The following is a 14297-nucleotide window of genomic DNA, read 5'->3' on the forward strand; positions in this document are numbered from 1 at the left end:
CGCCGGCCGGCCGAGGGATAAAGAGTTTTCCGCTCGCACGCGAGAGACGGAACGATGAGTACCTCCCACGAGTACGACGTCGTCGTCGTCGGCGCGGGGACGGCCGGCTGCTACGCGGCGGCCACCGTCGCCCGCGAGGGTCTCGACGTCGCGATCGTCGAGCGGAAACCCGCCGAGGAAGCCGGGCACATCGCCTGCGGCGACGCGCTGAAGGGCGCGGACGCGTTCCCCGAATCGATCCCGAAGTCACAGATCGAGGGCTCCTTCACGAACACGGGCGTCGATCACGGCCGCTTCGAGATTCCCCAGGAGGACACGGTCCTCGACATTCCCGTCCCCGGCGAACTCGCCGTCATCGACCGCTGGGAGTACGGTCGGCTGATCATCGAGGGCGCGGAGAACGCCGGCGCCGACCTCCACTACGACACGGTCGTCCAGGACGTCCTCCAGGACGACGACGGCACCGTCACGGGCGTCCGCGGCAAGCGGAACGGCGACGTCGTCGAGTTCGCGGCCGACGTCGTCGTCGACGGCGCGGGCTCGCTGTCGATTCTCCAGGACAAGACCGACTTCTCGAACTCCCGCTTCGACACGAACGTCTCCTACTCGCAGTTCTGTTCGGCCTACCGGGAGATCGTCGAGGTGCCCGAGCCCGTCGAGTGGGACGACGCCTTGGTCTTCAAGCCGACCGAGCGGGCGGCGGGGTACCTCTGGTACTTCCCGCGGACGGAGACGACGATCAACGCCGGCCTCGGCTTCCAGATGAACGAGGAGCCGATGAAGCTCGTCGACGACCTGAAGCGGGACCTCCGGGACCGCCCCGAGTTCGAGGGCGCGGAGGTGAAAGACAAACTCGGCGCGGCGCTCCCGACGCGCCGACCCTACGACTCGGCGGTCGCGGACGGCTTCCTCGCCGTCGGCGACGCCGCCGGCCACGTCAACCCCACCACCGGTGGCGGGATCGCCGGCGCGGCCTACGCCGGCACGTACGCCGGCGAACAGGCCGTCCGCGCCATCGCCGACGGCGACGTCAGCGAGGGATCGCTGTGGCGCTACAACGAGCGTGTGATGGACCACTTCGGCGCGCGCTACGCCGGCCTCGACGTCTACAACGTCCTCTCGACCGCCGTCGACGTGGACGACCTGATGGGGCTTCTGGCCTCGCTCCCGGGCGAAAAACTCGCCGAGGCGCTGTACTCCGGGACGACGTCGTTCGGCCCGACGCTGCTGGCGAAGACGGCGAAGGACTCCTTCGGCTACTGGGGGCAGATCCTGAACTTCTATAAGACGAAGAGCCTCGCGGACGACCTGATGGAGCACTACGCGCGCTACCCGCGCCGGCCCGAGGCGCTCGACGTCTGGCAGGAGCAGCGCGACGCCCTGATGGACGACATCTACGCGGTCACCGGCGCGGAGCCGAAGTACTGAGCCGGCCGCGTTTCGGCTGTTTCGTTGCGGGCGCGAATTGACACTCTCGGCAGCCCGTGGCCGCTCGTCGGTATCTCTCCGGACGTGGTTTGGGGAGGCGGAGGCAACGGACTAGCCGACGCGCCGTTCGAGGGCGAACCGGTACTTCGAGTCGGCGATCCAGTCGTCGACGGTCGCTTCCGTGATGTTCCCCGAGGAGTACACGCGCCCGTCCTCGAAGGCGATGACGTGCGTCGGCCACGGGCGGGACGGTTCCCAGCAGAACGCGATACCCGTGCCCTCGCGCCCCTGCGCGACCATCCAGGACGCCGCGACGAGCGCGTAGTCCTCACAGTCGCCGGTGCCTCGGGAGACAGTTTCCACGGGCCGCTGGGCGAAGTCGCGAAAGCCGTTCCAGGGGTCCTCCGTCCACTCGTAGGTCGACTCTGACCACTGCTCGAGGTCGAACTCCGCCCAGAACGGATCGCGGTCCACGTAGCGGTTCGGACACAGATACGTGAGAGGCGTCCATCGACGTAGACGCATATGGCTAGGTCACTTCCCGAACGAATAGCTATATCGCTGCGGGCGACGACCCGTTTCCGGCGAGCGTTCGAACTCTCCCGGAAACCGCCGGCGTGGTTTATGATACCCGGGCGCAAACGTCTCCGCAATGGCCTCGGTCACGGACGCGCCGCCGCCAGCGATTCAGCGCGACGAGGAAACCCTCTCCTCGGCCCTCGACGAGGCAATTCCGCCCCGCATATACGACCGGAACCTCCTGATCGCGACGTGGAACGTCCGCGCGTTCGGCGGCCTCACCCGAAAGTGGGTGGCCGACGCCGACGATAGCCCGACGCGGGATTTGCAGTCGATTCGGGTCATCGGCGAGATAATCCGGCGCTTCGACGTCGTGGCCCTGCAGGAAGTCCGGGGCGACCTCGAGGCGCTCCGCGAGACGCTCGCATTTCTCGGCTCGGACTGGGGGCTGATTTTGACTGACGTCACACGGGGCGCGCCCGGTAACGACGAGCGCCTCGGTTTTCTCTTCGACCAGCGAAAGGTCCAGATCGGCGGTCTCGCTGCCGAACTGGTGGTGCCCCGCGAGGAACTGGACGATATCGGTCCAGACGCCCTCCAGCGGCAGTTCGCCCGCACGCCGTACGCAGTGAGCTTCCGCTGTGGCGACGAGAGCTTCGTGCTCGTGACGCTTCACGTGCTCTACGGCGACTCCGCGACCGAACGGACCGGAGAGCTCCGAGCCATCGCAGCGTGGCTCGACCGATGGGCCCGGGACAGCGACGCGTGGGACCACAACCTCATCGCGCTGGGGGATTTCAACATCGACCGGATGGGCGACGAGCGCTACGACGCGTTCACCTCCACCGGGCTGCACGTTCCGGCGGACCTCCATCGGGTCCCGCGAACGCTGTTCAGCGATCCGGAGGACCCGAACAAGCAGAAGTTCTACGACCAGATCGCGTGGTTCACGGAGGCCGACAGTCGCCCCGCGCTCTCCCTCGCACACGAGCGGAGTGGCTACTTCGACTTCAGGGACGTCGCGCTCCCTCGTCGCGATCTGAGCGACTTTCAGCTCTCCTGGCGGATCTCCGATCATTACCCACTCTGGTCAGAGTTCAGCCTCTGACTGCCGAGGCTGAGCGAGAGCCAGCATTCGGGTCAGAAGTATCGTTCGAGGATCCTGTCGGCCGTTCGAGCAGCGAGTGCCTGCCCCGTGTTGGTCGGGTTCGCACCACCGACGCCGTTGGACAGTGCGGAGTGGTCGGCGACGAACAACCGGTCGACGTCGTACGCCTCGCAGGCCTCGTCGACCACCTTCCCCATACGCATCGTGCTGTGAACGTGAAGTGCCGTGGGCGGAGAATCGGAGCGGTGGACGTGTGCGGCGCCGGCTTCGCGCAGGATTTCGGCGGCGATCTCGGCGAGTTCGTCGCGACGCTGCCGGTCGCCCCGACTGGGCTCGTAGTTCACGAGCGGAATCGGCCCGTGCTCGTCCGACAGCGCCTCCGAGACGGTGACGCCGTTGCGCTGGTGGGGACGATCGTCACTCACGACGAGGATCTGGAGCATCCGTCGGTAATCGGAAAGGAGGCGCTTGAGTTCCGCTCCCGCGAGTCGCCCCATCGTGTCCCAGGGAGCGTCGTCGGGGTCGTTCTGGAACGCGAACCCGGACGCGCTGGCACCGAATCCGAGGATCGCACCGATGCCGGGACCGGTGCCGACCGTCTGGAGCATACCGAGGCCGGGGTAATCGAACCGGGCGGCGATGTCTTGTCCCTGATGCTGGTCGATCGTCCGCTTGCCGAGGATTCCTTCGAGGTCGGTGCCGTCCCACAGCCCCATCACGTTGTCCCCGAAATGGATAGTCAGCCCGCGACCCACCCACTCGTTCCGCGGGAGGTCTGCGTTCAGCCACAGCCGCGGCGTCTCGATGGCCCCCGCAGCGAGGATGACCACCTCCGCCTCGACGGACTCCGTGCGTCCGGTCCACGTGTCTCGGAAGGCGACGCCAGTCGCCGCGGGTGAATCGCCCAGGGGAGTTTCGGTCCGAACGTCCGTGGCGAAGGCGTTCGGCCGAATCGTCACGTTGCCCGTGCGCAGCGCCGCGGGCACGAAACTGACGTTGCTCGCCCGCTTCGCCTTCTCTTCGTAGGGTGCCCCACGCGGGTGGGGATTCCCGGCGATGTTCCCCAGCGCCAGCGTGTCGCCCCGGACGTCCGGGTAGGTGAAGCCCCCATCGTATCCGCCGTCCACGTGAAGCTTCGCATCGGGCGGTCTGATGGCGTTCGGCTGGGGGCGGTAGCCCGGCTCGGTGACGTTGTGGTCGTCGACGAACTCCCACCCGGCGCGGGCGGCACCGCGGAAGAACAGCTCCTCCTTGGCGGTGACGGGCGCGGGCGTCACCTCGCACAGTTTCTCGACCTCCCGGTAGTAGGGGAGCAGGTCGGCGTAATCGATAGGCCAGTGGCCCTGCTCGTCGATGGACGCGGGATAGGCCCGCGGATGACAGCCGGTGTAGTGGAGGGTCGTCCCGCCGACGCCCGCACACTGGAGGATAGCGCCGTCGCCCGGAAACTTTCGGAACCAGAAGCCCCGCTCGTGGTCCGCCGGGCCGAAGAGCAGCTTGTTTATCATCTCGAACTCGCGGGTGGTGAACTGCTCGTCCAGCAGATCACCGCTCAAATCGGCTGTACTCGAGGAGGCTTCGCCGCCGGATTCCTCGTTGGGCTTGGGCCACTGCTCGTTGCCGTAGAACGGCCCCGCCTCGAGGAGGAGCACGGACAGGCCGGCCTCTCCGAGTTTCCAGGCCGCGACCGGACCGTCACCACCTGCGCCGACAACCACCGCATCGTAGCTCTCGGCGACCATCGTCACTCCGGATAGGGCTCCGTGTAGTCGCTCGTGTCGTACTCGTTCTCGCGGAACGACCCCGGCTGGTAGGTTATGCGGACCGGTGGCGCGGCGTCCGAGTCGATGGTCGTCCACGTTTCGCCGCCCCCGAGCGGTCCGTCGTCCGTCCCGAGGTACCCGCGGAGCGCGGCGTATCCGTTCGCGAAGCCGGGAAATCCGGTCTGGCGCCAGCCCTGGACGGCGGCCGGATCGTTCGGGTGGACGCGCTCGCTCGGGGCTGTGTGAACTCGTCGTAGCCCTGCCACTCGCTGTAGTAAATCATCTCCGTGAATCCGACGACGAGCTGGCCGACGAGGCCGGCGTCGAACTCGAACAGGTCGTCGACGCCGGGCGTGACCGAGAGCTCGAACTCGTCGAGAATCGAGATGGCTCGCAGCCGGTCCTTTCGGGACAGTTTCGAGAACGCCCCGGCCGCGTCCCGGACCGCCTCCGGCGACGCCTCGCCCGGGTCGAGGAGCGACACTGGCCGGTCCGGGCTCGGCTCGGACTCGTTCTCGCTGCGGTCACACAGCGTCAGCGCCGCGAAGTCGAGGGCGTGCGCGATCGGGTCGGCCAGCCGGATGTTGCCGTGCGGGCCGATATGGGGTAGCCCCAGCTGGAACCCGTCGTCGACGTACGTGATCACGAACTCGTCGAGAGCGATCGCCAGTCCACCGGGGACGTGTTCGTCACCGAGTTCAGTGCCGAGCGCCGGCGTCTCGGGGAGGACCGCGTCCGTGACGGCCCGAAAGGTCACCCGCGTGTGGAGGTCGACGTCCGAACCGAAGCCGATCGTCTCGAGGGCCACCTCGAGCAGTGACGTCACCGCACGCCAGAGGCCGTCTATCCACCGGACGAGTCGACCGAGCGTGCCGCGCGTTCCCATACGACTCTATCGGGGGTTAAATATAATAATCTTTACTGAATAATTAGACGGAGACCGCCCCATCCAGACAGACCCGAGAACAGTTCACTCACGGACCGGGTCGGCGGATCCCTCGGACGTCAGTTCAGTCGCCCGACGGAACCCGAGAGCCAGTAGAACCGATCCCGTCACGCCGGTCGCGAGAAAGTCGAGGGGCCAGTGCCAGGGGTACGGCGACGGCGGGTCCCGAACGTGCTCGAGCGGTGCCCTGAGAACGGGAACATACCAGAAGAGATACGCGAGGAGGTAGAATCCCCCGATGATCATCCAGAGCCAGTCGGTACGCCGGAGCCAGGTGCGAACGGACATAGTCGAGTCATCGCACCGCGTCCCTAAGCCTCTTCGCTGGATCGAGCGATCCGACCGCGCCGTGAGCAGAACCGCCAGACAGCGTAGCCCGCGGCGACCAGTGCGAGCGCGAGCAGCGCGAACCGGACCGAGCGCTGTCCGTCCCCAGCGGACTGGCGTCCCACGGATGCGGTGCCCTGCCACGCGAGCGGGCGGGCGGCGACGTACTCCTCGACGGTGGCCTCCTCGACGACCTCGAAGGTGGTCGATCCGAGCGAGTCGAGGGGAGCGAGAAGCGCCTCCAGGACGTCGACGAACCGCTCTGCGTCGGCGCTGGAGTCCCACTCGTAGAGTTCGAGATACGCTCCCGATTGCTCCCCCGCGAGCCAGAGCTTCCGCCTGAAGCCGGGCAAGCCCAAAAAGAAGGGTGTCGCGACGTTCGCGACCGGCGCGAACAGTACCTCACGGAGCCCCGATGCCGCCTCGCGTTGCGTCACGTCGATCCGAAAGACGAGGACGGCTGGCTCCTCGACCGCGTCCGCCCGGGCCGCCCGGAGTGCCGTCTCTCGATAGACCGAGAACCGATCGCCGTCCTGCAGTTCGAGGACGTATCCCAGTCGGTCGTGGGGGAACCGAACGTCGCCGGCGAGAAAATAACGGACGGAGCGGACGGCTGCCTGTGCGAGCGTGAACGCGTGTTGGATCTTCATAGCGGACCTTCCGGCCGGCGGCCCGACCGAAGTCGACCGATCGATTCGGGCTACAGCTACAAATAGTCGCGCACACCAGATGTAGATACAACGACTGGATGGACAGATACTGTGAACGCGGGACGTCTCTCGTCTCGCGGAGGCGAAACGGAGCGCTTCCCCTCGAACGGGTGACCGAACGACCGCGAACCCGATTTCACGAACGAGGCCGGATATCGAGCCACGACGTCGATCGAGAACCGGTGACCGTCGACACGACGGCCAGTGGCACCTGGACGAGCGCCGGCGGCCATTTCCCGAAGCGTCCCGGTGTACCCATCGTCCTTCTCACATTCCTCACCCTCACAAACACGTGACTGATCGGAAGGTTTTATGCTATATAATAACACATATAAGGGGGTTATGGGGGCCGCCGAGCAGCCGTCGACCGGTGAGAAAAAACCGGTTCCAACTCCGCAGACGGAGACGACGCGTGAGGCGACAGACGGATCGCTGTTGGGGAAGTTCATCGCGAAACGGGTCGTGAACAAAGGGGCGTATATCCGACTCCGCTCGGAACTCACCGCGGCGCGCCCGGAGTTCGAGCAGTTGGTCGAGCAGACGGACGCGGAGGGTGAATCGTGGGTGAAACACGGCCGCGAGCTATTGGCGAGGGCAGAGGCGAATCTTCGACGGGGCGAGATCGAGGAAGCCTGGCGGGCCCTTCACACCGCGAGGCGGTTCGAGGTGTACGGACTCGAAGCTCTCGCCGGCCAGACCGCGACTGCGGGCGAGCGATCGGAACTCCAGATTCGAGCGAGAGTCGTCCACGAGGAGGCGCTCGACGAACTCGTCGGCTGGCGACGGCGGGCAGTCGTCGACATTCTCTGTGACGAGCACGAACAACTCCGGGAGGGGATCACGGGTTCGGAACTTCGGGCGGCGAGTCGACTCCTGCACGAGCAGTACGAGCGGGTCTATCTGCGCCGCAGTGAACGCCAGCGCGAGTTCAATCAGCTGGTCCTGATGGGGACGCTTTCCGGGCTGGCGCTGCTCGTGCTCACCCTGGCCGACTGGTCTCTGGACGCGGCGTCGACTGCGGGGCTTGCGAGTCTCCTTGAGGAGTTCCTGGCGACGCCGTTCGACGCGAGTCCCGGTGACGTCGCCACCCCCGGGTTCGCCGTGTTTATGACCGTCGTCGGTGTTATGGGCGCGTCGCTGTTCGGGATCCGAACTCTGCGAAACCAGTCGCTCTCGACGAAGATTCCCCAGCACATAAACCAACTCACAGTGACTAGCGCCCGCGGCGTCATCGGCGCGATCTCCGCGCTGCTGTTCTACTTCGTCCTGCAGACCCCTCTGCTGACGGACGGGGCGATTCTGGCAGACGGCGTGGTCTCGGCACCGATGATGGCCGTCGTCGCGTTCGCCGCCGGATACACCGAGCGTATGGCTCCGGGCGTGGTCGCCAAGGTCGCGTCGATTACCGATACGGACGACAGTAACGCCTCCTCACCCAGCCCGGACTCGAACGCCGCCACGACTTCGAGGCCGGCGTCGAACGGAGAGCGGCCTGGAACTGAGCCCTGACCGATGGCGTTCCCCGACCTCGCCGTCAATGCGATTTACACCGTCCTCTGTCTGGTTCCGGGCTTCGTCAGCCTCCAGACTCTGGTGTACGCCGCCGACCTCGACGTGGACCTGACCGAGTTTGAGAAGTCGACCTGGAGTTTCATCGCCAGCGGCGTGTCGCTCTCGGCGCTGTACTTCCTGTACGTCGCCTGGATGGCTATCGTGACGGGACGATTCGTGCCAATCCGTTCGCTCGACATCAGCTGGGTCGAGATCGTCGCCGTCTATCCGGTTCTCATCCTCGTGGCGGCCCTCGTCGGCTACGTGGGTGCGAAAGTCCTCGTCCGGACGGGTGGCGCGTCCGCGATACCACAGCACGACACGGCCCGGTAGGAGGCCCGTTCTGAAGGAAGGTGGCCTGTTCTGGAGGGGGATGGCCTGTATCGAACGTAGAGGAGGTACGCCCATACCGAACCGGACACACGCGCGCTCACTCGATATCCAGTTTCACGTCGCCGACTCGCTGTCGAAACGTCGCTTCGAGCGACGTCAGCGGGAGGGTCTCCCGCTCGAGGTGGCGGAGCGTTCTCAGCACGGCCGGATCGACGCTGGGGGTGAGCAAGAGGTACCCGACACCGGTCGAGATCGCACGGATTCGCCAGTCGACGAAGCGTTCCACCGGCGGCCACCGCGTGTCGACTATGAGCACCGCGTTGCGCCACGCCAGCGACCGGGCCTCGGAGAGCCCCACGTAGGTGACGGTCTCGTCGACGGAAGCGAGCCACTCGTCGGCGTGGGCGTAACCGCCTGCGTCGTAGATGTCAGCCATTGCACGCTGGACGACGTCCACCAGCTGGCGGAGGACGTCGTTGATTCTGTCGTGGTCCCGGTGTTTCGCCCGCCTGTCCGGGTCGATTCCGACGTCACAGAGCGAGTACGCCAGGTCGTGATTGATGTGGGCGTTGACCCCGAGCAACGCGTCCTGCAGGAACAGCGTCTCGCCGCTCGCCGAGGCCTGAAAGGCGAGCCGCCAGGCTGGAGGAATGGTAGCTAGCTCACCACGCTCGGCCCCGAGCAGCGCCGTTCGGTACCGCTCCGCGAAAGCGACGAGGTAGTCGCGGACCCACGCGGGAGACTCGAACGTTCCGGATTCGATGCCGCGCTTGACGGTCGCCGTCATTTCCGTGTAAACGGTCAGGAACACTGACCGACGGTCGGAGCGCTGGCGGAGGTATGCCTCCGCCTCGCCGAGGCGGTCGAGAACGTCGTCGACGGACCGGAAGGGATCGGCCATCGTCTGGAGCAGACGGTCGTCGGGGGGGCCCTTCCGGTGAGATTCGACGGGCACCCAGTCACCCTGACCGACGCGCTTACGGAGTGCACGGGCCACGGCCCGCAGCTCGGCGCGCGTCGGTGTGTAGGTGCGAACGCCGGCCGTCATATCGATTCCGGTAGACGGAGCCGTGTGGTCACTGCGGCACTATCCGGCCGCACCGTTGCACAGAGGGAGGCGACCGCCCGTTGCGGGAGTGACAGTGACCGTCGGACGGTGACAATCGGGGTCACGCTCCTCCCGCGTCGACGGGGCGGTCGGTCGAGTCGGTGACCGTGGCCACTTCGTCCGGAGAGAGGTGGGTGTACTCGACGCCCTCCTCGTCCATAACGACCTGTATCTCGTCCATACCGCACTCGACGTCGAGGCCGTACATCGAGACGTGGGCGTCGGGGTGTTCGCTCGGCTCGGTCTCGAAGTGCGCGCTGAGTTCGATCCCGCCGTCGTCGTGGAGATAGCCCCGGACGTGGACCTGCCACCACTCGTAGGGCTTATCGTCGTGGTATTCGACGCGTCGAAGGTTGAGTACCTCGCCGAGGTAGTTGTAGGACAGTTCCCAACCGGGTTCGAAGTGGTGGCGGCCGAACAGGCGGACCACCTCGGGCTTGGTCATCTCGACCAGATAGGCCGGCGTCTCGCTGCGCGGGCGCGTGAAGAACGTCTTGCGGATCCACCACAGCGAATGCCGCAGGTTTCGCAACGGCGCGCGGTGAATCGTCCGGAGACGGTCGAGAATCGTATACGCGGGCTCGAACTGGGACTGCGTGGCCGCTCCGAGAGGGAGCAACTCCCGGAGTCTGTCGGACAGGGTCTCCCCGCTCCTGTGATCGTCGCTTCCACTGGTCATGCGAACGATTGGCACTGAAAGCATATGAATTTACGCTGGCACTCTCGACGTCGACGGCTATCGACGGAGCCGAGCGACCGTCTGCCCGTCTCGCCCGCGTAGCTCGACGAGGCCGTCGTCCGCCAGGTCCGAGCACAGTTCCCGGAGCCACTCGCGTCCGTACGTGCCGTCCGGCGCGTAGTCGACTCTGACCCGCGGCCCCAAGTCGTCCAGGGACAGTTCGTCGTACTCCTTCAGGGCCGAAATCACGCGCCCTCGCATCTGCCGGCGACTGCCCTCGAAATCCGGTTGCGTCGGGACGTCGGGGGCGGTGAAGTCGCCCGTCTCGTAGGCGTGACACCGCTGTCGCCAGGGGCACCCCGCCTCGTCACAGCGCGGCGTCTTCCCGCAGGCGACGCCGCCGAGTTCCATGATCGCGTTGTTCCAGACGCGGGACTCCCCCTCGGGCATCAGCGCGGCCGCGACGCGCTCGAAGGCCGCGTCGTCGTCCTCGACGTCGAAGGCGCGGTAGAGCACCCGCTTGACGTTCGTGTCGACGACGGCCTCGCCGTTGTTGAACGCGAACGAGGCCACCGCGTTGGCGGTGTAGGGCCCGACGCCCATCAGTTCGGAGAGTTCCTCCGGCGTGCGCGGGAACTCGCCGTCGTACTCCTCTCTCACCTGGTTCGCGGCCTCGTGGAGGTACTTCGCGCGGTTGTTGTAGCCCAGCGAGTGGCCGCTCCAGAACGCGACGACGTCCGAGCGGTCGGCGGCGGCGAGCGACTCGGCGGTCGGCCAGCGGTCGAGGAAGTCGTGCCAGGCGTCGACGACGCGGTCGAGTTGCGTCTGTTGGCTCATCACCTCCGAGACCAGGATCTCGTAGGGGTCGTCGGTCTCGCGCCAGGGGAACGCTCGGTGATCGTCCTCGTACCACGAGACGAGCGCCTCGCGGACGGCGTCGACGTCGACCGCTCCGCTTTCGATGCCCTCGACGCCGCCGGTCCGGTCCCCCTCCTCGTCGGTCATCACCCGGAGGTGGGACCGCCCGGATTTGTGGATTCTGGTCGGCGACCGTCGGCGCCCGGCCGCGGCGACGAGCGATCCCGCCGGGCATCGGCCAGCCCCACCGAGACGAAAGTCGTTTGCCCGCGTCGCCCGAGTGGTCGAGGTATGAGTCTCGACGAACTCACCGAGGACGTAGAATCCGCCTACGGCGACGTCGACGAGGAGCAGTCGGTCTCGCTGGACCGCGAGACGCGTCACGAACTCGCGATGCTCTCGGCGGCGTTCGGCACCGAGGACACCGACGAACTGCTCCGACGGGCCGTCCACCTGCTGTTTCAGACGACCGTCGACCGCGGGACGCTCGACTTCCACCTGCGGCAGGGCTACGACGTTACGTACGACGAGTACCTCTCCGGAATGACCTTCGAGGAGATGACCGGGCAGGATCAGTACCCCCAGCGCGACGACGAACGCCGGTATCAGATGTAGGCAGCCGCGGCGACGATCGAGGCCGTCGTCGGCTGTCGACCGGTCGCGCCCCGTCCCCGGGTTTATGTACGAAGACGGGGCCAACGCCCCCGTGATCTGATATCTGCCCCGCGTCGGGTTGCGGTTGCTCGGCACGTCGACGCGGGGGGTGGGAGCGACGGGTCGGCTGTCGGCCGCCGCGCGAGGACGGCGACGACGCGGCCACGGTCGTCGCGAGCGGTGTGCCGACTGTCCGCCCTTCGATCGATCCGCCTCCGGAGCGGAGAGCTTTATTCCCCGGAGCCTCCGATAGCGGGTATGGACACAGACGAGGTCGAACGACGCATCGAGGCCGAGATTCCGGACGCCGAGGCCGAGGTCACGCTCCCGCGCGTCCCCGACGAGGACCACGAGGACGCGCACTTCGCCGCCGTCATCGTCTCGCCCGCCTTCGAGGGGAAGACGCTCGTCCAGCAGCACCAGATGGTCTACGACGCGCTCGGCGACGCGATGACGACCGAGATTCACGCCCTGGAGATGCAGACGTACACGCCCGAGGAGTACCGCGAGCGGAGCTGAACGGACGTCACAACGCCGTCTCGGCGCTCACAGTTAGCCGAACATCCGCTCGAACTCCCGCACGCTCTCGTCCGTGCCGGCGACGACCAGCCTGTCGTCCGTCCCGATTCGGGTGTCCGGCCCGACGTCGGTCAGGACGTCGTCGTCGCGCTCGATGGCGACGACGGTGGCTCCGGTTCGAGCGCGGATGTCGACGTCGCCGATCGTCCGTCCGGCGACCTTCGGCGCTCCCATCCGAACGACCTCCACCTGCTGGTCCAGAGAGAGCACGTCCCGGTCCTGCAGCACCCGCGAGGCGATCATCCGCCCCGTGACCGTCGCCAGCGAGAGGACGTAATCCCCGCCGGCGCGGAACGTCTTCGGGATGCTGGGCGCCTCCTCGACGCGGGCGATGATCTCGGTTTCGGGCGCCATATCCCGGATCACCAGCGTCGCGAACTCCGTCGTCGTGTCGTCGGGGAGCGCGAGCACCACCGTCCGCGCCTCGTCGATCCCGGCCTCGACGAGCGTTTCGGGCTCGGTCGCGTCGCCGACGACGTCCACTCCCTCCGCTTCGGCCCGGTCGACGGTCGTGGACGGGACCCCCGCCCGTTCGAGGGCTGCGGTGACGGTCTGTCCCACCTGTCCGTGGCCGACGACGATCGTCTTTCCCGTGCCGAACTGCCGGAGCCCGGCCTGCGTCATTCCGAGGAGTTGCTCCAGTTGATCCGGATGGCCCGAGACGAACAATACGGTACCGGCCGACAGTTCGTCGCCCGGCGAGAGCCTGGCCGTGAACTCCCCGTGGAACCACGCTCCGATCACGTTGACTCCGGTCTTCTCGCGGATTCCGCTTTCTGCCAGCGTCGTCCCCACGAGACTGCTCCCGTGGTGGACCGGCACCTCGGCGAGCTCGAAATCGTCGCCGATCTCGATCGCCTCGTCGATCTCGGCCGTCAGCGCCGTCGTCACTTTGGCCGCGAGACTCTCCCCGAGCAGCGAGCGCGGCGAGAGGACCTGATCGGCCCCCGCCAGCCGGTGGTACTTCGCGCGGTCCGGCTCCTCGACGACACTGAGGATCGAGACGTCCTCGGCGAGTTCCCTCGCGGCCAGGACGATGCTCGCGTCCACCTGGTCGTCGCCGTCCGCGACGAGCGCCCGAGCCTCCGACAGCCTCGCCCCCGCTAATCCGTCGGTCGATTCGGGATCCGCTCTGATCACGCGTTTCCCGTTCTCGTACAGCTCTGCGGCCTGCGTTCGGTCCGGTTCGACGATCACGTACGGCACCTCCAGCGAATCGAGCTCGGCGGTGAGAGCGTCGGCCCGCGAGGTGTACGAACAGATCACGACGTGGTCCTCGAGGGCGTCCTCCAGGGCCGTGGGGACCGTCGTCGAGAACGCGTCTTCCAGGAACGGCGTCGCCAGGACCGGCAGCGCCCCGATCAGGAGCGCCATCCCGACGAGGTCCATCACGATGATGAACGCGTTCATCTGGGGGCTCGTCCACGGCGAGTCCCCGCCGAACCCGGTCGTGGTGAACATCTCGACGACGACCTGCAGCGAGTGTAGGAGGGTGACCGGATCGTCCTCGTACACCCGCATCCCGTACTGGTAGGAGACCGCGGTCAGGAGCATCACTGTCGCGAGAAACGCGGTGTACCCGACGACGCGACGTCTCCACGCGTTCACAGGCGGAGAACGGACGGGAATCTCTTAAACCGTCGGGAAACGCGACACGGTCGACTCCGGGCGGCTCGGACGGACGCTGGCGGACGGAACCGACGGGTTTTACGCGCCCGCCGGCCGTCGCTCCGA

The 14297-nt window shown here is 66.8% G+C and carries 15 protein-coding genes; 6 read left to right on the forward strand and 9 right to left on the reverse strand.

What is annotated here, in order from left to right:
• The first annotated feature begins 54 nt into the window (after positions 1–54).
• A complete protein-coding gene (locus DV707_RS07945; RefSeq protein WP_103992039.1) occupies positions 55–1428 on the forward strand; it encodes a geranylgeranyl reductase family protein in 1374 nt (457 codons plus the stop codon).
• A gap of 111 nt (positions 1429–1539) precedes the next feature.
• On the opposite strand, the gene DV707_RS07950 is transcribed toward DV707_RS07945, so the two are convergent.
• Positions 1540–1953, reverse strand: coding sequence for a hypothetical protein (locus tag DV707_RS07950; protein ID WP_136361825.1), 414 nt, complete (start codon positions 1951–1953; stop codon positions 1540–1542).
• Positions 1954–2080: 127 nt separating this feature from the next.
• Between DV707_RS07950 and DV707_RS07955 the strand changes: the two genes are divergently transcribed.
• Positions 2081–3055, forward strand: coding sequence for an endonuclease/exonuclease/phosphatase family protein (locus DV707_RS07955; protein ID WP_103992041.1), 975 nt, complete (start codon positions 2081–2083; stop codon positions 3053–3055).
• Positions 3056–3087: 32 nt separating this feature from the next.
• Here the strand turns inward: DV707_RS07955 and DV707_RS07960 are convergent, their stop codons facing one another.
• The 4 genes from DV707_RS07960 to DV707_RS07975 form a co-directional block, all read right to left on the reverse strand.
• The gene (locus tag DV707_RS07960) at positions 3088–4797 is read right to left on the reverse strand and encodes a GMC oxidoreductase (protein WP_103992042.1); all 1710 of its coding nucleotides are present in this window, start codon (positions 4795–4797) and stop codon (positions 3088–3090) included.
• 73 nt (positions 4798–4870) lie between these two features.
• Positions 4871–5704 carry a hypothetical protein gene (locus DV707_RS07965; RefSeq protein ID WP_136361826.1) on the reverse strand — a complete coding sequence of 278 codons (834 nt, stop codon included), beginning with the start codon at positions 5702–5704 and terminating at the stop codon, positions 4871–4873.
• Positions 5705–5788: 84 nt separating this feature from the next.
• A complete protein-coding gene (locus tag DV707_RS07970; RefSeq protein WP_103992044.1) occupies positions 5789–6052 on the reverse strand; it encodes a hypothetical protein in 264 nt (87 codons plus the stop codon).
• 23 nt (positions 6053–6075) lie between these two features.
• Positions 6076–6741 carry a hypothetical protein gene (locus tag DV707_RS07975; RefSeq protein WP_103992045.1) on the reverse strand — a complete coding sequence of 222 codons (666 nt, stop codon included), beginning with the start codon at positions 6739–6741 and terminating at the stop codon, positions 6076–6078.
• A gap of 402 nt (positions 6742–7143) precedes the next feature.
• Between DV707_RS07975 and DV707_RS07980 the strand changes: the two genes are divergently transcribed.
• Together DV707_RS07980 and DV707_RS07985 are read left to right on the forward strand one after the other, a co-directional pair.
• Complete coding sequence (locus DV707_RS07980; RefSeq protein ID WP_103992047.1) at positions 7144–8310, forward strand: hypothetical protein; 1167 nt, start codon at positions 7144–7146, stop codon at positions 8308–8310.
• A gap of 3 nt (positions 8311–8313) precedes the next feature.
• On the forward strand, positions 8314–8685 hold the full coding sequence (locus DV707_RS07985; protein ID WP_103992048.1) for a hypothetical protein: 372 nt from the start codon (positions 8314–8316) through the stop codon (positions 8683–8685).
• Between the two features lie 97 nt (positions 8686–8782).
• On the opposite strand, the gene DV707_RS07990 is transcribed toward DV707_RS07985, so the two are convergent.
• The 3 genes from DV707_RS07990 to DV707_RS08000 all read right to left on the reverse strand — a co-directional run bounded on the left by DV707_RS07990 (position 8783) and on the right by DV707_RS08000 (position 11477).
• Positions 8783–9733, reverse strand: coding sequence for a DUF5995 family protein (locus DV707_RS07990; protein ID WP_103992049.1), 951 nt, complete (start codon positions 9731–9733; stop codon positions 8783–8785).
• A 121-nt stretch (positions 9734–9854) separates the two neighbouring features.
• A complete protein-coding gene (locus DV707_RS07995; protein WP_103992050.1) occupies positions 9855–10472 on the reverse strand; it encodes a hypothetical protein in 618 nt (205 codons plus the stop codon).
• Positions 10473–10529: 57 nt separating this feature from the next.
• The gene (locus DV707_RS08000; RefSeq protein ID WP_103992292.1) at positions 10530–11477 is read right to left on the reverse strand and encodes an HhH-GPD family protein; all 948 of its coding nucleotides are present in this window, start codon (positions 11475–11477) and stop codon (positions 10530–10532) included.
• A gap of 144 nt (positions 11478–11621) precedes the next feature.
• Between DV707_RS08000 and DV707_RS08005 the strand changes: the two genes are divergently transcribed.
• Positions 11622–11945 carry a hypothetical protein gene (locus tag DV707_RS08005; RefSeq protein ID WP_103992051.1) on the forward strand — a complete coding sequence of 108 codons (324 nt, stop codon included), beginning with the start codon at positions 11622–11624 and terminating at the stop codon, positions 11943–11945.
• Positions 11946–12242: 297 nt separating this feature from the next.
• On the forward strand, positions 12243–12503 hold the full coding sequence (locus DV707_RS08010) for a BolA family protein (RefSeq protein ID WP_103992052.1): 261 nt from the start codon (positions 12243–12245) through the stop codon (positions 12501–12503).
• 33 nt (positions 12504–12536) lie between these two features.
• Here DV707_RS08010 and DV707_RS08015 read toward each other — a convergent pair whose 3' ends face one another.
• A complete protein-coding gene (locus tag DV707_RS08015; protein WP_103992053.1) occupies positions 12537–14171 on the reverse strand; it encodes a potassium channel family protein in 1635 nt (544 codons plus the stop codon).
• Between the last annotated feature and the right edge of the window lie 126 nt (positions 14172–14297).

This window comes from Halobellus limi (assembly GCF_004799685.1).
In the GTDB taxonomy this organism is placed as follows: domain Archaea; phylum Halobacteriota; class Halobacteria; order Halobacteriales; family Haloferacaceae; genus Haloquadratum; species Haloquadratum limi.